The organism is Picosynechococcus sp. PCC 7003, from assembly GCF_001693255.1.
Lineage (GTDB): Bacteria > Cyanobacteriota > Cyanobacteriia > Cyanobacteriales > MRBY01 > MRBY01.
The window spans coordinates 2,141,800-2,164,543 of the sequence record NZ_CP016474.1; the positions used below are offsets into that span (position 1 = coordinate 2,141,800).

Below are 22,744 nucleotides of genomic sequence, written 5' to 3' on the forward strand. Positions count from 1 at the left end.
TGTTGTTTCTTCTAAAATATTTCCGCACGCTAGCAAATCTAACATGTCTGATACGGTCATTCGGGTTGAAAACCTCGGGAAAAAATACATCATCGGTCACCAGCAACAGCGGGAACGGTACACGGCGCTGCGGGATGTGTTGACGAATAGTGCGAAGGGGTTGGCGAAGCGCTTTAATCCTCGTGCTCGGGTGGTAAATCCCAATTTTGAGGAGTTTTGGGCGCTGAAGGATGTCTCTTTTGAGGTGAAGCGAGGAGACCGGATTGGGATCATTGGCCGCAATGGGGCGGGGAAATCGACGTTATTAAAGATTCTGAGCCGGATCACGGAGCCGACGGAGGGCCGGGTTTCGATTAAGGGTCGGGTCGCCAGTTTGCTGGAGGTGGGGACGGGATTTCATCCGGAGTTGACGGGGCGGGAGAATATTTATCTAAATGGCGCAATCCTGGGGATGAGTAAGCGGGAGATTCGCCGGAAGTTTGATGAGATTGTGGCGTTTGCGGAAATTGAGCGGTTTTTGGATACACCGGTAAAGCGGTATTCGTCGGGGATGTATGTGCGCTTGGCGTTTGCGGTGGCGGCTCATTTGGAGCCAGAGATTTTGATTGTGGATGAGGTTTTGGCGGTGGGGGATGCTCAGTTTCAAAAGAAGTGTTTAGGGAAGATGGAGAATGTGGGCAAGGAGGGTAGGACTGTTTTATTTGTTAGTCATAATATGGGGGCAATCAAATCACTTTGTGATCGAAGTATTGTACTACGAAATGGGAAAATAATTTACAGTGGCAATATTTCGGAAGGAATTAATCAATATAACTCTGTTAGGGATAGCACGATTTCTAATTACTATAAACGAAAGGAATCTCATATAAAAGCAACAAAACCATATTTTAAAGAAATCAAGGTTTTTCAAAACGAGAACAATGATGAACATTTTAAAATGCACTTACCGATTTATATCTATTGTGAATTTGAACCCAGAGAATTTACAGATTTTGTGGTTACTGTCGTTGTTCGGAATAGTCAAGGTGATTGGTTAATACATAGTACTGATGAGTTTTCAGAATATCCCTATGACAAAATTTGCACAAGGAAAGCAACTATACCTAGTTATCTTTTAACGGAAGGTACTTACTATATGATATTTGCTTTAGGTAGTAGAAAAGATGGTTTGCATCAAAAATTGGAAGACATCGTTAAATTTAACGTTGAATTTTCTGGTAGAATGTCGGACAAAACAACAGGTAGCCAATGGAAAGGTTATTTAGCTCCTGGCATTATAAAATGGGACTAACACGTATTTTTAAAGGATGAGCAATGTTAGATAAATTAAAGTCAACTTTAGGTTTATACAAGTCATTTAACAACAACAATGATCTTCATTATGAAGATATATTTTTCGTATCTTATCCAAAATCAGGTACTACATGGTTACAATTCATCATCGCTAATTTACTAAAGAAAGATGATAAGGAAATTATTGACTTCAATACCGTTCTGAAATATGTTTACGCTACAAAAACTCGTGATCGCCTTTTATCTAAGAATCCTGGGGAGAGGATTATCAAAAGTCATGATGTATTTCTATCAAAACACCACAAAAAATATAGAAAAATTATATATTTAGTAAGAGATGCCAGAGATGTTTATGTGTCTTATTATCATTATTTAAGAAAGCATTTATCCTCAGACATGACTTTTTCTGAATTTTTGAGAAAAGAAGATATTTACCCTAGCAGATGGCATACTCATGTGGAATCTTGGATTGAACAACCAAATGTAGTTTTAATTATAAAATACGAAAATCTTTTAAAAAATACATATGAAGAAGTTTGTAAGGTAGCTGATGTTTTCGGAAAAGGAAGATTTAATGAAGAGAAAATCAGAAAAGCAATTGAAGACTCTTCTTTTGAAAATATGCAACTTTTGGAAAAAGAAAGAGGTCGTCCATTTTTAACGGAAGATGCTGCTAAAAAATCTACAACTTTTGTCAGAAAAGGAATAGAAGGCGATTGGAAAAATTATTTCTCAAAATCTGATGAGGAGTACTTGCTTTCAGAAGCATCAAGTACCTTAAAACGTTTTGATTATATATAGTAGACATCTCCATAAATCAAAAATTAAATCAATTTTGATACAAAAATCGTTGAATTAGGATACTTTATTGTTCTTTCAATCGTGTTAAAATATTTTTTTTTGAGAAGTCTAGTGCAGATAGTCGTAAATAACTTACCAGTTTATTAATCAAAATAAATTAAATTCTAGTATATAAAACTGATGTTTAAGTGGTCAATTACTTTCACCCTCTTGCACTAGTGTGTTTTTTAATCGAAAACAGCTACACATTTACATAAATGCTTTAATGCTTTAACGAAAAAACTTATTTTAATCTATGCTGAATCTCAAAAATTACCTGAAAGAGAATCTCAATCAAAATACCTTATCAGAAATAAAAAGACTTTATTTGCTTAAAAACAGTACTTTTCAAAAAATTTTTAATTTTGTTCTAGGCGTACACCCTAACAACAGTATATTTTCTTTTAATTATCATAATGTTTCTCATATTAATAATTTTCTTATTAGGTCAAAAAAAAACCTCGAAAGAAAAAAAAATACATTAATAGATATAGGGGCTGGTGCTAGTCCTTACTATTACATTTTTGAGGAAAAAGTATCAAGATATATTGCGGTTGATGTCCCAGATAGTTTACCAAAAAATGAACAAAGACCCATAGAACAAATACCTAGTTTTGCAGAAAGTATTCCCTTAGAAGAATCAATATGTGATTTAGTTTTGTGCAATCAAGCACTAGAACATATTCAGAATCCTTCAAAAGCTGTTAGTGAAATATACAGAATTTTAAAACCTGGGGGAAGGTTTATTGGTTCAGTGCCTCATGTGAGTCCAGTCCATTTAGAACCTTATGATTTTCGTAGATATACAGACCTAGGAGTAAAAAAATTATTAGAAGAAGCAGGATTTATAAATATAGAAGTTGAGGGTAATGGTGGTGTTTACTCCACAGTAGCTTTAATAGTTGCGATGGATTGGATGTTAACAACCAGAAAAGAAGGACAAGCTCAAGGTTTTTCAGCATCAAGAGCATTATTATTATCTCCTTTAGTTGGATTAATGAATATTATGGGTATTATTCTCGATAAAATTTTAGGAAACAAAGGAAGAACTCCAGCTAATTTATGTTGGATTGCAACTAAACCCAATAATATCTAAATTCTAACTAATATAAACATTTTAAATTATGTATATTCCTATCAAACAAAAACTAAAATCTAACTTGAGTGAAAAACAAATTGATTTGATCAGAAAAATAATTTCTTTAAGTCAACTTGCTTACGAGGATATTAGAGTTAACATACTAGGTCAGGTTTTTCCGATGAAACCCACTGCTATTAGTATGATGGCTAATGATGTTTGTAATTCACGCTGTCAAATGTGTTTAATTTGGCAACAAAAAAAAGATTTTGAAGTTAGTCCTGAAGATTTAGCTCAAATTTTTTCAGATCCTCTATTCACTCACGTTCAAAATATCGGAATTACTGGGGGAGAGCCTACTTTACGCACCGATTTACCTGAACTGTTTAAGGTTGCTTGTACGACCTTACCTCAACTATCTTCAGCATCAATGATCACCAATGCGATTATCGAAGATATCGTTAAACAGAGAGTTTTAGAATGTGCAGATATTTGTAATCATTATGGTAAAGGTTTCAGTGTTTCCGTTTCCCTTGATGGCATAGGAGAAGTTCATGATACAGTAAGGGGAAGGAAAAATAATTTTGATTCAGCAATTAATGTAATTCAGTATTTACGAGATCAAGGAATAAAAGTTACTTTCGGTTGTACAATTACTCACTCTAATGCTCCCTATATAGATGAACTCTTAGACTATGCAAAACAAGAAGAAATTACAGGAACTTTTAGAGTTGCAGAATACATAGATCGTCTATACAACAGTAATCAAACGAATTTTATTCGGAATTTTGATAAAAAAACGGCTTATCATCTGGGCTTATTTTTCTTTCGGGCTGAACATGATTTTCAAACCAATACAGCGATACAAAAAACCTATCGTAGTATTAGAAGAATGTTAACAGAGGGAAAACCCAGAACGACAGGATGCCCTTATCACACTAGAACGGTGATATTAACATCTCGTGGTGATTTACTATATTGCTCTCCAAAATCTCCTATTATTGGTAATACATTGAAGGAGTCAGCCGCCCAACTTTACTACCAGAATTTGAATAAACGTCAAGAAATTATCAAAAACCATTGTGATGATTGTATTCATGATTATCATGTTCCAGTAACATTTCGGGAAAAAATATCTTTCTTTTTAAAGTGTAATAGCATACACAAAAAATATAACTGTTCAGACTTAGTTAAAAAATCGGCACAAGTCTTGAAGCAAGTAAAAAACATTTCAGATACATCAACTATAACGACTCAAAAGGTATTGATTGTAGGGTGGTATGGTACAGAGACAGTAGGTGATAAGGCGATTTTATGGACAATTATTAAAAGATTGCGTTCTCGTTCTCAACCACCAATCACTATCTATCTATCTAGTATGCACCCTTTTATTTGTGAATACACAGTAAAGGAAATGGGATTAGAAAATATCATCATTGTCGAAACTTGGACACAAGAATTTGAAAAGGCATGTGACGAAGTAGAAGAAATTATTGTTGGTGGAGGTCCTCTAATGGATTTAGAAGGATTAAATCACATTCTTTACGCCTTTATTCAAGGGGCAAAATCGGGGGCAATTAATAGAATTGAAGGTTGTGGTATTGGTCCGCTAGTTAACCCTTTATATGTTAAAGTAGTCAATGAAATTTGTCGTTTATCAGATCATATAACTCTCAGAGATCAGACATCAACGAATCGGTGTTTGAATGAATTTGAAAGTTCAGCTATTACTGTCGCTGATCCTGCAACCGAATACATTGATTATTTAAAATCAAAGCCTGAACTTTTACAACAGACTAAACCAGTTTTGGGAAACAAAAATAATGTTTCTTGCTTTTTGAGGGAATGGTTAACAAATTATTCAGAGGATAGAGATGAATCATCCTATCGATCGATTAAGGAAAAATTTGAAGATCAATTAGTTGGGATGTTAACCTTTATTGCTGAAACAAAAAACTTAGACATACATCTATTACCAATGCACACTTTTTATGAGGGGGGAGACGATCGAGTTTTTAACCGTTATTTAGCGAAAAAAGTATCCGTTGCTATTCAAGAAAAAGAACCTGAATCAAGAGTCCGTTTTGCTCGTCTTCCTGTTTCTCCATTAGAAATAGTTCACAGTATGCATCATGCAAATTTTAATATTTGTATGCGTTTTCATTCTGTTTTGTTTGCGGAGACATTGGGAATTCCTTATCTGGCTATAGACTATACTGGAGGGGGGAAAATCAAGGCATTTTTAGAGGAAAAGGGCAAATTAGATCGATTAATTTCTCTCTCTGATTTTGCAGATGGAAAATGGAGAAATTATTTAGAAAAATTACTGTAACAATATGAAAACCCTGCAAATTAACGTTTTAGATAGTGGCGGCGGTGCGAATGCGGTAAACAGATTACATCAAGGTTTACTAAACAAGGGTATTGATTCTCGTTTACTTGTAGGTAGTTCCAAAATTCAGAGCGATCGCATTAAAAACACACCGTCAAGGAATCGTTTAGATAAACTAATCTGCTCTATGACTTGGAGATTGGGATTAAACTATGTTGATACTATTACCAGTTTTAACATTCCTCAACATCCTTTTTTCCAAGAGGCGGAAATTATTAATTTTCATAACTTACATGGTGGATACTTCAACTATTTAGCTATCCCCAAGCTAACAGAATATAAACCCACTGTTTGGACTCTTCATGATATGTGGAGTTTTACGGGACATTGTGTTTATAGTTATGATTGCGATCGATGGAAAATAGGCTGTGGTAAATGTCCTTATCCAGATACCTATCCGGGAGTCCAGATGGATAACACATATTTAGAATGGAGATTAAAAAATTGGGTTTATAGTCGTTCTAATTTAGTGATTGTCACTTTAACCAAATGGTTAACGGAGGAGGCGAAACAAAGTATCTTGAATCGTTTTCCTATTCATCACATTCCTAATGGTATTGATTCACAAGCCTATCAGCCCATTGAATCAGAATTATGTAAACAAATACTAGATATTCCTAAAAATAAAAAAGTTTTAATGTTTGCTGCTCAGAATTTACAGGATAGTCGTAAAGGAGGTGATTTGCTATATCAGATTTTGGTTAAATTACCTGAATCTCTCAAATCAGACTGTGTGTTATTGATCTTAGGAAATGGTGGAGAAGAAATTTCTCAGTTAGTAGGGATTCCATCGATCAATTTGGGTTATGTAACGGGCGATCGCATGAAATCTATTGCTTATTCCGCTTCTGATTTATTTCTTTGTCCAACTCGTGCGGATAACCTACCGATGGTATTGCAAGAAAGTATGGCTTGTGGAACACCTATGGTTAGTTTTGATATTGGAGGCGTTCCAGACTTAGTTCGTCCCAATATTACTGGATATTTGGCTAAAGCCGAAGATCCAAATGATTTCCGTAATGGTATTATTCAACTATTAGAGGATATGAATCTTCGAGAAAAAATGGGTCAGAACAGTCGTAAGATAGCTACCGAAGAATATTCATTGGAATTACAAGCCCAGAGATACATTGAACTCTATCAACAAACACTAAATCTATGAACAAAAAAATAGTTGTTATCGGCACTGGATATGTCGGATTACCAGCAGCGTTAATGTGGGCAAAGTCTGGAGCCACAGTGGTGGGAGTTGACATTAACGAAAACGTAGTTCGAGCTATCAACGAAAGAACTATGTTGATCAATGAAATAGAATTGCAACAATTAATGGAAGAACCTCAAGTTAGATCAAATCTAGTTGCTCAAACTCATCCAGCATCAGGAGACGTTTTTGTGATCGCAGTTCCCACACCTGTTCATCCTCTCAAAAAAGTTGCTGATATTACCTATGTTGAATCAGCAATTAAATCAATCTGTCCTTATCTAAAAAAAGGCAATTTGGTTATTGTCGAAAGCACAATTCCACCAATGACTTGTCGTAACACCGTAAAACCGATCATCGAAGAAATAACTGGTTTATCAGTCCCAAATGATATTTTAGTCGCGCACTGTCCAGAAAGAATACTACCCGGAAATATTTTTCAAGAAATCATTTTCAATGATCGTTTGATCGGGGGCATGAACGAAGAATCTAGTCAATTAGCATCACAAATTTACTCTATGTTTGTTAAAGGTAATCTTTACCTTACCGATGATTTAACAGCAGAGTTATCTAAATTAATGGAAAATACTTATCGGGATGTAAATATTGCTCTAGCTAACGAATTTTCAATGATTTGTGAGGATTTAGGGGTAGATGCCAAAAATGTTATTAATTATGCAAACAAGCACCCTAGAGTAAATATTCTAAATCCCGGTATTGGTGTCGGTGGTCACTGTATTCCTGTTGATCCTTGGTTTTTGAAAGAAATTGCCCCTTATAATTCTCGTTTAATTACTACAGCTAGGTTAATTAATGATGAAATGCCCAGTCGTATTGCTAGTAAAATTCGTCATGGGGTTAGTAATATAGATAATCCAAAGATTATTGCCCTTGGTGCGACTTATAAGAAAAACTGTGAAGATATAAGAGAAAGTCCCGCCCTAGAAGTGGTTAAGATATTAAAACAAGATGGGTATTCTATTAAACATTTTGATCCGTTAGTTCCAACAATGCAATACGATAATCTAATGAGTGCTTTAAAAAATGCTGATTTATTGGTTATTCTTGTTGCTCATACTATCTTATTCCAAGAATTGGAAAATAACCAAGAGCAAATTAAAAATCTGATGCGTAACTATAATATACTCATTTTCGATCAATAATTAAATTCAAATTAGTTTTCAAGGAGTAAAACAATGAGCAAAAATATTCTTGTTACTGGCGGTTTAGGTGCAGTCGGATCTTATTTGACTAAGGAATTAAGAAATAGAGGTCATAATGTTTTCGTCTGTGATCTTAGGCATCATCATGATCCTTACTATGCAAGATGTGATGTTGGTCAATTTCACCAAGTAGAGCGATTATGGACCGGAGGAGGATGGCAAAATGGTTATTGCCCCGAAGGAAAAAAATTTGATGTGGTTTATCACCTTGCTGCTGAATTTGGTCGTTGGAATGGGGAAGATTACTATGAAAACTTATGGCAAACTAATGCCGTTGGAACAAAAAATATCCTAAGAATGCAAGAGAAAGAGGGTTTTCAAGCAATTTACTTTTCCTCTTCTGAAGTCTATGGAGACTATGAGGGAGTAATGAAAGAAGATGTAATGGATAAGATAGAGATTAAACAAATGAACGATTATGCCCTCTCTAAATGGGTTAACGAAATGCAGGTACTTAATTCTGCTACTCAATTTGGTACAGAATCAGTGAGGGTACGTTTATTCAATACCTACGGACCGGGAGAATACTATAGTCTCTATCGTTCTGTGATTTGTCTTTTCTGTTATCGAGCTTTACATAATATTCCCTATACCGTTTATCAAGGGCATAAAAGAACTAGCACCTATATAACCGATATGGCGAGAACTTTGGCTAATATAACTGATAATTTTAAACAGGGGGAAGTATATAACATCGCAGGGGAAGATTATCATTCTATAGAAGATGCTTCAGATATTATTTTACGTCAACTTGGCAAAAAAGATCGAGAGGCTGAATTAGTCACTTTTAAGGAAAGTGAACCAATGACGACTAAGCAGAAATTGGTTGATTTCACTAAAGCTAAAGAAGATCTAGATCATAAAACAACAGTGTCATTAGAAGAAGGTATCGCCAATACTTTAGCTTGGATGAAGGAAGTTTATGGAATCTCTTAAAATGATAGAAAACAAAGACTTGCCACGCTTACTCTATATTGCTGATGTTCCAGTGGAATGCTCCTATCATGGTTCGGCTTTAGTTTATAGACTTTTAGAAGAGTATCCAGCCCATAAACTTCTGATCGTTGAAACTGATTTATCAATCTCTGAACCAAAAAGAAGATTGCAGGATGTTAATTACAAACAATTATCCATCGGAAACCAACGCTGGCTTAATACCAGATTTCATTCTTATGTCAGTTCGTGGCTATCTTTAACTGCCAAGAATAATATTTCTCAAATCCCCAAATTACTGGGCGATTTTCAACCTGAAGCAGTGTTAACCGTCACTCACGGTTATTCTTGGCGGATAGCGGCACAATGGGCAAAAGAAAATAATTTGCCATTACACCTAATCCTCCATGATGATTGGATTCCTATAGCCCCGATCCTAGAACCAGTGAGAAAATGGCTCGATCGCCAGTTTAAAAATATCTATCATCAAGCCCAATCCCGTTTTTGTGTTTCTCCATTTATGGTAGAAGAATATGAAAAACGTTATGGTATATCTGGTAAAGTTCTTTATCCTTCCCGTGCTAAAAATGTTGTCTCAGCCACAGAACCAGTAATCAAAATTAACGATAAAAATAAACCATTCACTGTTGCTTATGGGGGAAGTATTAATAGTAATGGTTATGTTCGTGCTTTGCAAGACATGGCAGAAGCCCTAGAAAAAGTTAATGGGCAATTAATTATTTATGGTACTTTAACCAAAGAACAAGCTAAGTCACAGGGGCTCGATCGTCCAAATATCCTTATAGGAGGTTTAATACCTTCTGATCAGTTTATCGAACGAATACGCCAAGAAGCCGAAGTTTTATTTTTGCCCATGTCTTTTGAACAAAAAGATAAAGTAAATATGCAGGTTAGTTTCCCTAGTAAATTAACTGACTATACAGCAACAGGTTTACCAATACTAATATATGGACCTTTCTACTGTTCGGCGGTTCGCTGGGCAAAGGAAAATCCGGGGGTTGCTGAAGTGGTAGAAATAGAAGATAGTCAATTACTTTTAAATAGTCTGAAAAAGTTACAACGTGGGGAATATCGGAAAAGTCTAGCTCAAAAGTCTATAATTACAGGAAATAATTATTTTGATTATTCTGTTGCTAATGAACTACTCTGGAAATCTCTAATTTCTTGATTTTTTTACATATAAACTTCCAAGCGATGAAAATACTCCAAAATTTTTTTGAAACCATCTTGATTAAGATACTAGACATAGCACCTAGTAAATTCATTAAACATTGTCTTTTTCTTATCAAACAACATCCTAATTTGACAGATAAACTCGGTTATCATATTAGACCAATTCATTACTACGAACCATTACCGAATTTTCAAAAGATTACTTCAGAACAAATCAAGAGAAAGAGAAACCTATCTCACATTAATTTCAATATAGAATCTCAGCTAAAAAACATTACTCAACTAGGTGCTAAATATAAACCTGAATTAGATGTGTTAGCAATAACCAAAGAACCGATTAAGTTTGATTTTCAGAATAATTATTTTTCTAGTTTAGATGCTTGTTTATACTATGCGTTAATCAGAAATTTAAAACCCAATAAAATAATTGAAATTGGTTCAGGATATTCGACTCAAATTGCGGCAAAAGCACTCACCCAAAATAAAATGGAAGGCTACTCCTATGATTTATCCTGTATTGAGCCTTATCCTCAGCCTCGGCTCACAGATGCTAAAATTGAAATCAATTTAATTGAAAAATGTGTTGAGGATGTCAATCTTGATTTGTTTACAAGTCTTGAAGCTAATGACATTCTTTTTATCGATTCCAGCCATACTGTTTCTTTTAATAATGATGTATTTTATGAATTTTTTGAAATTCTCCCAAACATCAAATCAGGAGTATGGATTCATATCCATGATATTTTCTTTCCCCATGACTATCCTGCTGAGTGGCTAACTGAAAAGAGGATTGCATTTAATGAACAATATTTTTTAGAAGCATTCTTGATTTTCAATGACTGTTTTTCAGTAAAATTTGCTAACTATTGGCTTCAGTTAAAACATCAAGATATTGTACTCTCTCTTTGTCCTCAAGAAGTAATAAGGCAAGGTTATTTAGGAGGCAGTAGTTTTTGGATGTTAAGAAATTAACAACTTAGCAGTGCAATCAATTAATATTAAATTTTATTGATAACTAATGCGTTATGTATCCTCAAAAAATTAGTGCGATCATACCAACCATTGGTCGTCCCAAATCTTTATCTCAGCTATTAGGATCATTAGCTATTCAAACCCAAAAACCCGATGAAATTATTGTTGCCGATGGCAGTAACACAGATGAGATAAAAAACATAATCGAAGATACTATGTGGTCGGCTAAATCCTTGACAATAAAACATATTAAGGTTCAACCACCTAATGCAGTTCGTCAACGTCAAGCTGCGATCGCACAATCCCAAGGGGAATTTTTACTTTTGCTTGATGATGATGTTGTTTTAGAGCAAAACTGTGTTGCGGAAATGCTTAAAATAGTTACAGATGATCAAGAAGTGGTAGGAGTGATGGCTGATTTTAATAATCAAAACTGGTCAATGCCTACAACTGCATGGAAACTATACCTAAAATATGTTTGCAAACTAAAAGAAGATCAATGGCAAGGTAAAGTGGTTGGTCCACTCTTGCGGTTTGGATATAATCCCTCTCCAAATAGTCCAATGCCGATAGAATGGCTTGGGGCTGGAAATAGTATGATCAGACGTTCAGCCTATGACAAATCAGGAGGATTTTCCGATTTTTTTCTCCATCGTTGTACCATGAATGAGGATGTAGATTTAGGTATCAAACTTTCAAAAACAGGAAAGATTATTTTTTGTCCTTCTGCTCGTTTAGCTCACTTTCATGCACCGAGTGGTCGAGTCTCTCCAATGGTTGCCGCCGAAGATGATTTATATAACAGATTCATGATTCTTAATAACACTGTTAAATATTCGGGACTAACTGCATTATGGCAAGTTTTAACTTTTTTTGTTATTGAATCAATAAGTAATTTTGTTGGGGGGGCGAAAAGATTTGATTTCAAGAGCTTTTCAAACTTACTCATTGGTAGATTAAATGGCATTAAGCTGATTATTAATTATTTAACTTAATTTGACATATGAAAATCAAGCATTATTTATCTGTAATTAAAAAACATCCAAAACCGATTAAATTCATAGTTGCCAAACTGCTATATCATACAAAAATTTGTCGTTTACTTGTAATTAATCAGGACGGATATAAGTTGAGGTTTCATCCATCTAACCTTGCTTGTCAACTTTGGATTAACCCAGAACAAAGAAAAAATGATTTAGCTTTCTTTAACGCTTACTTAAAATCAGGAGATTATGTAATAGATGTGGGTGCTAACATAGGAGATACAGTTTTAACTGCATCTAATCTGGTAGGAAAAAATGCTACGGTAATAGCAATTGAAGCACATCCTCGAACTTTTTCTTTTTTGATAGACAATCTGAAATTAAATAATATTGGCAATGTTATAACATTCAATAGTGCCATTGGTGACATGGTTGGGGAATTAGAATTTTCGGATAATTGGCGAGATGATATGAATAGAGTTGGCAAGGGTTCTTTGAAAGTATCAGTAAATACACTAAATAACTTAATTACTAATGAAGATGAGGTTGCATTACTAAAAATTGATGTAGAGGGATACGAGAAATTTGTAATTGATGGAGCTAATAAAATTCTTAAAAATGTCAAGTGTATTTATTTTGAGGTAGGAGAGCAACATTTTTCCATGTATAATTATTCGATTAAAGATTTATTAGATTTACTGGAAAAACACGAATTCAGACTATTCAAGATTGTTGATTTCAAGCAATTATCTCCTATAAATTCTATGTATAAAACAGATAGAGTAGAAAACTTGATAGCTTTACGAGAACTAGAAGATTTTGTTATACGAACTGCATGGGAAATTATTGACTCATAGAAATTAATTAATATTAATAGTCAATATATCTTTTTGGAAATCATTATTTTTTATTAAAAATGGCTAATGGATAGTATTAATATAACAGCTATAGTTACGGCATATAATCAACCTGATAAAACCATTGAGACTCTAAATAAATTTAAACAGTGTAACCCTTCTCCGAGTGAAATTATAGTTCATGTTGATGGAGGTAAGGTGGAATTACAGTCACTCCTTCAAAAAGAGTTTCCTGATATAAAAATTATTCTCAGTCAAGAAAATATAGGACCTGGTGGAGGACGTAATAAACTGATAAAAATGGCTCAGTATGATTTAATTGCGAGTTTTGATGATGACTCTTATCCCCTTGACATAGATTATTTTGATCGTCTTTTAAAATTATTTACTGGTTTCCCTGATGCTTCCATTATTACCGCTAAGTTGTATCATCAAAATGAATTAATTGAAGATGCAACCGAGCAATCATATTGGGTAGCTGATTTTGCTGGATGTGCTTGTGCTTATCGCAAGAGTATTTTTTTTAATACTACGGGTTATATCCCCCTGCCTATAGCATACGGAATGGAAGAAGTGGATTTAGCGTTAAGATTGCACGCTCAAGGATATAGAATTTTACAAACTGATTTTATTCGAGTCTTTCATAACACCGATCGCAAGCGCCATAGCAATCATCGTGTTACTTCCTCAAGTCTTGCCAATATAGCTCTGTTGGCTTTTCTACGTTATCCAATTTTGTGTTGGTTTATAGGTTTGCTTCAACTCATAAGTCGTATTATATGGCTTATTAAAAATCAAAGGTATCAGGGTATCGCAACAGGTATCATAATGATTCCTCAACATTTATGGACTCATCGTCAATTTCGGCAAACTGTTTCTGCCTCCGTATTATTATCATATCTTTCATTAAAGCGAAAACCTCTCCTGATTGAATCTATAATCTAAATTAATGACAGAAAATTTATCCTCTTGGATTTGTTGTCAAATAGGAGCTAGAGAACATTATGCGATACCTAGAACCTTAGCCAAGTCCAATCAATTAATATCTCTAATTACTGATAGCTGGGTTACGCCGACTTCTATATGGAATAAATTACCCATTAAACGTTTACAAAACCTCACCGAAAGATTTCACCCTGATTTATCTGAAGTTAGAGTCTGGAGTTTTACCAATTCATTAATCGCTTTTGAAATCAGGCAAAAATTAGAAAAAAAAGAAGGTTGGGAAAAAATCATCGCTAGAAATCAATGGTTTCAAGAAAAAACAGTTAACTTATTGAAACAACAACATAAAGTCTTATCTCATCTTGATCATCAACCTTATCTTTTCGCTTATAGTTACGCCGCCTTAGATATTTTTCGTTATGCTAAATCTCAAGGATGGAAAACTATTTTAGGACAAATAGATCCGGGTATTACTCATGAGAAAATCGTTTTACAAGAATACAATAAATATTCTGAATATGAATCTTATACAAAGAAAGCACCATCTTGTTATTGGGAAAAATGGTATCAAGAATGTACCTTAGCAGATCAGATCATCGTTAATTCTAAATGGTCAAGTACAGCTTTACACGAAGCGGGAATTGATCAAAATAAAGTTAAGATAATTCCTCTGGCTTATGAAAGATCACAAAAAAACATATCATCTCAAAGACAATATCCTATTAGCTTTTCTCATCATCGTCCTTTGAAAGTTCTTTTCTTAGGAAATGTTGTATTAAATAAAGGTATTTTTTATTTACTTCAAGCAGTTCAATTATTGAAAGATCAACCGATCAAATTTATTATCGTTGGTTCTTTAGGAATTAAGAAACCGAGCCGAGAAGAGTATCCTAATGTAAAATGGATTGGTTCAGTGCCTCGTAGTATCACCGCCCAGTATTATCAAGAGGCGGATGTTTTTATTTTTCCTACCTTATCCGATGGTTTTGGGTTAACACAACTGGAAGCCCAATCATGGCAATTACCGATTATTGCCTCTCAATATTGCGGAGAGGTGGTTAACCATGGCGTTAATGGTTTAGTTTTGTCTGAGGTTACAGGGGAAACTATTGCTCAAGCCTTAAAGTTTTGCCTTGATAATCCACAAGAATTACAAAACTTTGCTAACAATGCACAAAATTATTTTGAAAACTTCAGTCTGGTGAATTTACAAAAAGAATTATCAAAAATAACTTTAGAATAAAAACATCAAACTTAATTAGTTAGTTAATGACGATCTTATCTTCTCCACATCCTAAAAATCCAAGTGATAGTCTTTTACGAGAAAAATACCCTATTTATCCTACTTTGGGAATAGTAAGTGTTTGGATTGGTGCAATCTCCGCTTTATCCTTAATGCCCATAGATCCCTTTCCAGCCGGGGCGTTATTTGATTCGGCGGTGGCTTTGACTATTGGTATTGCCTTTCCACCGATTTTGGGTTTTTTTCGTAATCCTCAAACGATTTTAAGAATTGAAAATATTTTAGTTTTATCTCCCATTTATTGGTTACTACTAGATTTATTACAGGGCAGTTATGACTTAGTTCCTGTGAGTCGAGAAGGCATTGAAGGCGCTTTTATTGCGATCGCACTTTTTGTGAGTGGTGTTTGGTTGGCTTCTAATTCTAAATCATGGCAATTACCCCAACCATTATTGAAATCTACTAATTATTCCTTAGATGAAAAAATTACTTTTAAACTAATTCTGATTTTTTTCTCTTTGGGAATTTTCAAATATGCTTATGCCTGTGGATTTAATCCCATGACAATGTTATTTTATGTGGGACAAAGTCGCTGGAATGCCCCTTGGAGTAGAGGAATGTTGGGAGGATGGGACGCTTTTTTAGATCATTTAAGTTATTTCGGTTATTTATTGCCAACGCTAAATTTAATACTCTTTTTGCAATATAAAAAACTAAATTTTCAAGTAATTTTTTCTATTATCTTATCCGTGATTATGGTGGCTTTTCTTAGTCACGGAGGAGGAAGAAGAATTATCGGAGTAGTAATCGGTTCAGCTTTAATTTACGGATTTATTCAATTAAAAAAGGTAAAAATATGGCACTTTTTTCTTGCCCTATCAATGACAGGATTGCTATTATTTTTTATGCAACTTATGGTGGAATATAGAGGTGTTGGGTTTCAACAAATATATAACACGGGAAAAATTGAATTAAGAAGAGATAAGCTGCATGTCGACGATAATTTTCTCCGTCTTTCACAAATTATTGATCTTGTTCCTGCGAAATATTCTTTTGTCTATCATAAACAGATAGTATATGTGATAGTTCGCCCTATTCCTCGAGTTTTTTGGCCTAGTAAACCTATCGATGCTGGCTTTGATTTAACGAGTGCTGTCGGTAAAAGTGGAGTGTCTTTATCTTCTTCTGTAATAGGAGAATTATACCTAACTTGGGGATATATATTTGTTTTCATTGGAGGTTGCTTGTATGGCATATTAGCAAAAATGACCAGTCCTTTGCTTTTAAAAGAACAGAATTCTGCAAGATTAGTTTATTCTCTATCTTCTATGACTTTATTTGCTGGAATACGCTCCATGCTAGATTTGGTTTTAATGAGTTATGCCTTGATAGCCTGGGTTTTAATTGCCAATGTTGTTGTATTAAGACAGCAGAAAAACATGGAAATCACTGACTAAAATAACTAAAACTAGATTCATGAACTCAATCAAAGTGTTGATTTTTACAGATATACCTTCACCTTATCAAGTAGAATTATTTAACTTTATTGTCGAGCAAATAGATTTGGATTTGACGATCGCCTATATTCAAGGTCAAAGTCCTAATAGAAAATGGAAAAATGAATCTTTAAATCATAATCATATCATTTTAGATAATAATTTCGATAAATATCAACAATTAAGAAATTCAGCCAGTGATTTTGATCTAATTATTTTTGGATACTATCAACATCCAGAGGTCTTAAAAATCATGAGAGATCGACATAAAAGTAAAAAGCCTTGGTGTTTTTGGGGCGAACCACCGGGGTATAATTATCGTCGCTTTAGTTGGTTGGGAAAAATCTATCGTTACTGGAAATTAAATATATTGCACAGGTCAAATGCACCAATTTGGGGAATTGGTAATTGGGCTGTGGAAAGGTATAAAAAAGAGTTTGGGAATCAAAGATTATATTTTAATTTTCCTTATTTTTCTAATCTCGATCGATTTGTGGCATTAAATGAAGGCAAATTTAAGCAAAGAGACACTCTCAAGTTTCTTTTTTCTGGTTCATTAATTCATCGTAAAGGAGTCGATTTGTTAGCTTCAGCTTTTGCCCGATTAGCCAAAGAATTTGACCATATAGAGCTGATTTTATTGGGGGAAGGAGATTTAAGACAAAAATTGGAACAACAATTATCCCCATATAGTAATCAAGTTAAATTTTTAGGGTTTCAACCATGGGAAAAGTTACCAGAATTTTATCAACAAGCAGACATTTTTTGTTTTCCCTCTCGGTATGATGGTTGGGGATTAGTTGTACCAGAGGCTTTAGCTAGTGGGCTTCCTGTCATTGGTACAGATAAAACAGGTTCGGCTTTACAGTTTATTCAGAATGGATATAATGGTTGGTTAATAGAAGCAGGAAATGAAGATTGTTTATATCAAGCTATGAGGAGTGCGATCGAGCTTTCAACAGAGAAATTAGACAATTATAGTGACTCAGCTAAACAAAGTATCAGTGAGCATTCTCTTAATGATGGTCTAGATAAATTCCAAGAATATGTTGTGAAAACCATTAAATATTTTACTAATTTTTAATTAAATGGAGAAGAAAAATGATTTTGAATTACATTCGCTATTTAAGAAATATTGATTTAATACCTATGGTAAAAAAAAATCAAGAATTATATAATGTTGATTTAACCTCCAATGATATTCTTAATTGGCAATTAGATCAGTTTAATTATAATTGGCAAAATATTCAGCAAAACGTTTCCTATTTTTTTAATCTTATCGAAAATCAAAAATTACCTAGATCTTTTTCTTCATGGCAAGAATTTCAAGAATTAATGCCCATAATGACAAGAAAAGTAATACAAAATCATTATGATCAATTAATAGATCAGTCAAAAAAAACAGACTTATTTTTAACAACCGGAGGATCAACTTCTGAGCCAATTAGTTTGCCATCATGGAATTCAGAAGTCAAGTATGATGAAGCGAATCGTTGGTATGCAAGAAGTTGGTATAATGTCACCCCAGCCGATAAATTGTTTTTAATCTGGGGCCATAGTCATTTATTGGGGAATGGCGTTCAAGGCTGGGTTAATTCCAGAAAAAGAATGATAAAAGATAGATTGTTGGGATATTACCGTATATCTGCATATAATTTAACTACGGAAGCTTTAGAAGAAGCTGGTCAGAAACTAATTGATTTTAAGGCAAACTATATCCTTGCATATTCTGGAGTACTTGATCGATTTGCTCGTGTGAATGCACACCGAAAATCAGAATTTCATCAATTAAAATTAAAGGTTGCAATTGGTACATCTGAATGTTTTCCTAGAACTGATAGTATACAAGTTATTTCTGATACTTTTGGATGTCCTGTAGCAATGGAATATGGGGCTGTTGAAACAGGAAATATTGCTCATCAAACTCCCCAAAATATATTTCACGTTTTTTGGAGAGATTACTTAATAGAGGTAAAGAAAAACAAGTATCAGCCTGATCAACATGAAATCCTTTTAACTACACTATATCCAAAATGCTTTCCTTTGATTAGATATGAAATTGGAGATATGCTCATTACGAATGAACTTCGTTCTCCATTTGTTCATACGTTTGACAAGATAATTGGGCGCACCAATGATTTCATCATCTTGGATGATGGTAGTTCCATCTCGATTGCTACTTCAGCTTTTATGCAAGCAATCAAAGGAATAAAACGAATTACAGACTATCAAATTATTCAATCAAAAGACTGTACAATAAAGTTGAATTATGTTTCAAGTTCTCCGTTAATCCCAGAAGAAATAAAAGAAATCAGAAGACGTTTACAGGAAATTAATCCTCGACTAGAAAAAACCTTAATAGAGAATGTTGAAGCTCTTGAAATGACAGTTGCAGGAAAAAATAAGCGACTCATTAGAGAAAAATAAGATTTCAAAAATACCTTTGATAATTTTGAATTTTCACAAAGCCCTAACATCTACTAGAAAATATGGCTTCATGACTTAAGTCCTGATCATCCCATTATTTTGACTATCCTGCGTCAAAAATAACGATTAAGGATTTAAACTCGGAAAATTACGTTACTCTAGCTGGCTTTATCCCCGATGAAGAACTGGCTGATCACTATAATCTCTGTGATGTTTTCGCCGTGCCCAGTAAAGGGGAAGGCTTTGGCATCGTTTACCTAGAAGCCCTGGCCTGCGGAAAACCGACTATTGGTGGCAATCAAGACGGGGCGATCGACGCCCTATGCAATGGCGAACTGGGAGTTTTAGTGGACCCTGACGATCTCACAGAAATTAGCACTGTAATTACAGAAATTCTGCAAAAAACCTATCCTTTGCCAATTCTCTATCAACCAGAGACTCTCCGGCAAACAGTCATTGAAATCTACGGCTTTGAGCAATTCAAGCAAAATTTAGCGCAACTTTTGTCCACTCAATTTTCATAATTAACATGAAGATTTTGCTGAGTCATTTCAAACAAATGGCTAGATTGGCGCAGGTTACAATAAAACTATGGTAAGCTTCCTGGCGCTGCTGCCCCGTACCCTCACCACCTTTCTCTATGCCGTTGCTGCCCTCCTGAGGTTCTATGCCGACACCGACACCACCCCAATCCAATTCCTCCCCCTCACCATCTGACCGTGGAGCTTCCTGGCGTTCGCGTTGGGGACAGCGGCTCTCCTGGCTAATCTCGGCCTTGAGTGGCACACTGGAAATCGAAGCCGCGCACAAGCAGAAGATGAAAGACTACGAGCAGAGGAAGAAAGAAGACGAACAAGCGATCGCGAAACTCGACGCGATGATCTTGCAAACCAAGAAAGAAACCGAGCAGCTGAAGAAAGAGAACGAGCGGCTGGCCGTGCTCGAATCCAAAATCGATTCTTCCTTCTCCAAACACGGCATCAACTTACCCCTAGCCCAGACACCCGAGCAGCCTTAGCCGATTTCCTCAGCTTCCTCCAGGAATATGGGGAATAGGTAGGCGATCGCCCCTTGAGTAAAATGAAAACATGACGAGTTTTCTGGCCCTACTGCCCCGTACCCTCACCACCTTTCTCTATGCCGTTGCTGCTCTCCTGAGGTTCTATGCCGACACCGACACCACCCCAATCCAATTCCTCCCCCTCACCATCCTTCAGTGGAGCTTCCTGGCGTTCACGTTGGGGACAGCGGCTCTCCTGGCTAATCTCGGCCTTGAGTGGCACACTGGAAATCGAAGCCGAGCTCAGGCAGATGAAGCAAGAAGACGAACAGAAGAGGAAAGACTACGAGCAGAGAAAGATAGAAGACGAGCAGAGGAAGAGAGAATACGAGCAGAGGAAGAGAGAATACGAGCAGAGAAAGATAGAAGACGAGCAAGCGATCGCGAAACTCGACGCGATGATCTTGCAAACCAAGAAAGAGAACGAGCGGCTGGCCGTGCTCGAATCCAAAATCGATTCTTCCTTCTCCAAACACGGCATCAACTTGCCCCTAGCCCAGACACCAGAGCAGCCCTAGTAGATTTCCTCAGCTTCCTCCAGGAATATGGGGAATAAGTCTCGCTTTCACCAAAAACATTACAAATCCGTCAAGTTCTCCGACCTTAAAACATGAAGGTTTTACACATTATTCCCTCGATCGCCGCTGTGAGAGGTGGGCCAAGTAAAGCAGTGATTGAAATGGTCAAAAGCCTCCAGAATGCAAATTGTGAAGTCACAATTGCGACCACCAACGATAACGGAGAAACATTGCTAGATGTGCCGTTAACAGAATTACAAGAATATCAAGGAGTTCCCGTCAGATTTTTTACGAGATTTTCTCCTAAGATTAGTGCGATTCGGGAATTCGCCTTTTCTGCCTCCTTTACCCGTTGGCTTTGGCAAAACATTGATTACTATGACCTGCTTCATGTCCATGCCATTTTTTCCTACACATCGACCGCTACCATGGCGATCGCCCGCTTGAAAAACGTGCCTTACATCGTTCGTCCTCTTGGGCAACTTTGCCAATGGTCACTCCAACAGAGCCAGCGCAAAAAACAGTTTTATTTAAGGATCATCGAACAAGCAAATCTGAATCAAGCTAAGGCGATTCACTTTACGACTAAGGCTGAATATGATGAAGCGCAAGAGTTAGGGCTAAAAGCACCGGAGGTTATTATTCCCCACGGTTTAACAATTGCCCCAAAGGTTGCCTCTGCTTCCCTTCAGCTTCGCCAATGGCTGCATTTACCTGATGATGAACCTATTGTTCTATTTTTGTCTCGGATTCATCCAAAGAAGGGCCTAGAAATTCTGATCCAGGCTCTAGCACGACTGGTAGATCAACGATTTACCTTTGTCATTGCTGGCAGTGGTGATCCCAATCATGAAAATGAAATTCATGCTTGTCTTCAACAGTCGGGAATCGGCGATCGCACTCGAATGCTGGGTTTCATCGAAGGAGAAAAAAAAGATCTACTCTTGCAAGGCGCTGATCTATTTGCCCTCACGTCTTACTCTGAAAACTTTGGCGTTGCCGTGCTAGAAGCCCTTGCCGCAGGACTTCCCTGTGTCGTTACACCTGGCGTTGCCCTCTCAGTAGTTGTTAAACAACAGGATCTTGGGATTGTTCCAGAGATGGACGAGGCGGCGATCGCCACTGCGATTTGTACCTGTTTAAATCAACCGGATATGACGAAGAAAATAGGCGATCGCGCGCGCCAGTTTATTTTTGAAAACTACACTTGGGACAACATTGCCACTAATTTAGTCGAGATATACAACGCCATTATCCAGAACCAACCCTTGCCCCATTTCCATGCTTGAGTCAATCACACCACTGATCCTCACCTATAACGAAGCCCCAAATATCGAGCGCACCCTGCAACAGCTCCAGTGGGCCAGTCGCATCGTCGTCATTGATAGCTTTAGCACCGATACAACCCTCGACATTCTGAACACTTATCCGCCAGTCGAAACCATTCAGCGAAAGTTTGACACCCACGCTAACCAATGGAATTTTGGCCTTGAACAGGTCCAATCTGAATGGGTACTTTCCCTTGATGCCGATTATGTCCTAACCGATGCCCTCATTACTGAACTAAAAACCCTGTCTCCCTCCCCAGAGATTGACGGTTATTTTGTTCCCTTCAAATATTGCGTGTTTGGAAAACCATTGCGCGGAACCATTCTTCCCCCTCGTCAAGCCCTCTTTCGTAAAACACGGTCACATTACATTGACGATGGACATACCCAGCTTTTAGTGGTCAAAGGGCAATCTAAGTCCTTATCAAACCCCATTCATCACGATGATCGCAAACCGCTCAGCCGTTGGCTCTGGGCTCAGGAGCGCTATATGGTGCTCGAAGTTAAAAAGCTTCAGGAAACTCCTCTATCAGAATTGAGTTGGGGCGATCGCATTCGTAAGCGAAAAATCCTCGCGCCTATCATCATCTTCTTCTATTGCCTTATCCTTAAAGGCGGCATTTTCGACGGTTGGCACGGTTGGTACTATGCCTTTCAGCGCGTCTTTGCCGAAACCCTGCTCAGCCTACGCCTCATCGAAGCCGAACTGTTTGACCCATCTACGACGACTCAAGCCCCGCAAAAGCTAGACTAGAGCGGCC

22 protein-coding genes are annotated in these 22,744 nt (G+C 36.3%); all 22 read left to right on the forward strand.

What is annotated here, in order from left to right; translation table 11 throughout:
• Positions 1–43: 43 nt before the first annotated feature.
• The 22 genes from AWQ21_RS16550 (at position 44) to AWQ21_RS10360 (ending at position 22,737) form a co-directional block, all read left to right on the forward strand.
• On the forward strand, positions 44–1,291 hold the full coding sequence (locus AWQ21_RS16550) for an ABC transporter ATP-binding protein (RefSeq protein WP_065714454.1): 1,248 nt from the start codon (positions 44–46) through the stop codon (positions 1,289–1,291).
• Positions 1,292–1,314: 23 nt separating this feature from the next.
• Positions 1,315–2,094, forward strand: a complete 780-nt coding sequence (locus tag AWQ21_RS10265) for a sulfotransferase domain-containing protein (protein ID WP_065714455.1) — start codon at positions 1,315–1,317, stop codon at positions 2,092–2,094.
• A 295-nt stretch (positions 2,095–2,389) separates the two neighbouring features.
• Positions 2,390–3,229: a class I SAM-dependent methyltransferase gene (locus AWQ21_RS10270; RefSeq protein ID WP_083998007.1), complete on the forward strand. Its 840-nt coding sequence runs from the start codon at positions 2,390–2,392 to the stop codon at positions 3,227–3,229.
• Between the two features lie 28 nt (positions 3,230–3,257).
• Positions 3,258–5,543: a polysaccharide pyruvyl transferase family protein gene (locus tag AWQ21_RS10275; protein ID WP_065714456.1), complete on the forward strand. Its 2,286-nt coding sequence runs from the start codon at positions 3,258–3,260 to the stop codon at positions 5,541–5,543.
• A gap of 4 nt (positions 5,544–5,547) precedes the next feature.
• Positions 5,548–6,765: a glycosyltransferase family 4 protein gene (locus tag AWQ21_RS10280; RefSeq protein ID WP_065714457.1), complete on the forward strand. Its 1,218-nt coding sequence runs from the start codon at positions 5,548–5,550 to the stop codon at positions 6,763–6,765.
• Positions 6,762–7,967 (forward strand): nucleotide sugar dehydrogenase, encoded by a 1,206-nt coding sequence (locus AWQ21_RS10285; protein ID WP_065714458.1) that lies wholly within the window; start codon positions 6,762–6,764, stop codon positions 7,965–7,967. Before AWQ21_RS10280 ends, AWQ21_RS10285 begins: the two co-directional genes overlap by 4 nt.
• Positions 7,968–8,000: 33 nt before the next feature.
• Positions 8,001–8,963 carry an NAD(P)-dependent oxidoreductase gene (locus AWQ21_RS10290; protein WP_071932284.1) on the forward strand — a complete coding sequence of 321 codons (963 nt, stop codon included), beginning with the start codon at positions 8,001–8,003 and terminating at the stop codon, positions 8,961–8,963.
• The gene (locus AWQ21_RS10295; RefSeq protein ID WP_065714459.1) at positions 8,950–10,149 is read left to right on the forward strand and encodes a glycosyltransferase; all 1,200 of its coding nucleotides are present in this window, start codon (positions 8,950–8,952) and stop codon (positions 10,147–10,149) included. Before AWQ21_RS10290 ends, AWQ21_RS10295 begins: the two co-directional genes overlap by 14 nt.
• A gap of 26 nt (positions 10,150–10,175) precedes the next feature.
• Complete coding sequence (locus AWQ21_RS10300; RefSeq protein WP_157094740.1) at positions 10,176–11,126, forward strand: class I SAM-dependent methyltransferase; 951 nt, start codon at positions 10,176–10,178, stop codon at positions 11,124–11,126.
• A 53-nt stretch (positions 11,127–11,179) separates the two neighbouring features.
• The gene (locus AWQ21_RS10305) at positions 11,180–12,121 is read left to right on the forward strand and encodes a glycosyltransferase family 2 protein (protein ID WP_065714461.1); all 942 of its coding nucleotides are present in this window, start codon (positions 11,180–11,182) and stop codon (positions 12,119–12,121) included.
• Positions 12,122–12,129: 8 nt separating this feature from the next.
• Positions 12,130–12,966 (forward strand): FkbM family methyltransferase, encoded by an 837-nt coding sequence (locus tag AWQ21_RS10310; RefSeq protein ID WP_065714462.1) that lies wholly within the window; start codon positions 12,130–12,132, stop codon positions 12,964–12,966.
• A 66-nt stretch (positions 12,967–13,032) separates the two neighbouring features.
• Entirely contained in the window at positions 13,033–13,911 is an 879-nt protein-coding gene (locus AWQ21_RS10315) for a glycosyltransferase family 2 protein (protein WP_065714463.1), read from the forward strand.
• 4 nt (positions 13,912–13,915) lie between these two features.
• Complete coding sequence (locus tag AWQ21_RS10320; RefSeq protein WP_065714464.1) at positions 13,916–15,154, forward strand: glycosyltransferase family 4 protein; 1,239 nt, start codon at positions 13,916–13,918, stop codon at positions 15,152–15,154.
• Between the two features lie 26 nt (positions 15,155–15,180).
• Positions 15,181–16,611 carry an O-antigen polymerase gene (locus AWQ21_RS10325; protein ID WP_065714465.1) on the forward strand — a complete coding sequence of 477 codons (1,431 nt, stop codon included), beginning with the start codon at positions 15,181–15,183 and terminating at the stop codon, positions 16,609–16,611.
• A gap of 19 nt (positions 16,612–16,630) precedes the next feature.
• Positions 16,631–17,734 (forward strand): glycosyltransferase family 4 protein, encoded by a 1,104-nt coding sequence (locus AWQ21_RS10330; RefSeq protein WP_065714466.1) that lies wholly within the window; start codon positions 16,631–16,633, stop codon positions 17,732–17,734.
• A 17-nt stretch (positions 17,735–17,751) separates the two neighbouring features.
• Entirely contained in the window at positions 17,752–19,077 is a 1,326-nt protein-coding gene (locus tag AWQ21_RS10335; protein WP_065714467.1) for a hypothetical protein, read from the forward strand.
• Positions 19,078–19,202: 125 nt separating this feature from the next.
• Complete coding sequence (locus tag AWQ21_RS10340) at positions 19,203–19,601, forward strand: glycosyltransferase (RefSeq protein ID WP_315862267.1); 399 nt, start codon at positions 19,203–19,205, stop codon at positions 19,599–19,601.
• A 67-nt stretch (positions 19,602–19,668) separates the two neighbouring features.
• Positions 19,669–19,794: a hypothetical protein gene (locus tag AWQ21_RS16645; protein WP_257784277.1), complete on the forward strand. Its 126-nt coding sequence runs from the start codon at positions 19,669–19,671 to the stop codon at positions 19,792–19,794.
• A gap of 58 nt (positions 19,795–19,852) precedes the next feature.
• Complete coding sequence (locus AWQ21_RS16555; RefSeq protein WP_232314952.1) at positions 19,853–20,095, forward strand: hypothetical protein; 243 nt, start codon at positions 19,853–19,855, stop codon at positions 20,093–20,095.
• 70 nt (positions 20,096–20,165) lie between these two features.
• Entirely contained in the window at positions 20,166–20,693 is a 528-nt protein-coding gene (locus AWQ21_RS15920) for a hypothetical protein (RefSeq protein WP_071932285.1), read from the forward strand.
• Between the two features lie 54 nt (positions 20,694–20,747).
• The gene (locus AWQ21_RS10355) at positions 20,748–21,944 is read left to right on the forward strand and encodes a glycosyltransferase (RefSeq protein ID WP_065714469.1); all 1,197 of its coding nucleotides are present in this window, start codon (positions 20,748–20,750) and stop codon (positions 21,942–21,944) included.
• Complete coding sequence (locus AWQ21_RS10360; RefSeq protein ID WP_065714470.1) at positions 21,937–22,737, forward strand: glycosyltransferase family 2 protein; 801 nt, start codon at positions 21,937–21,939, stop codon at positions 22,735–22,737. Before AWQ21_RS10355 ends, AWQ21_RS10360 begins: the two co-directional genes overlap by 8 nt.
• Positions 22,738–22,744 lie beyond the last annotated feature (7 nt).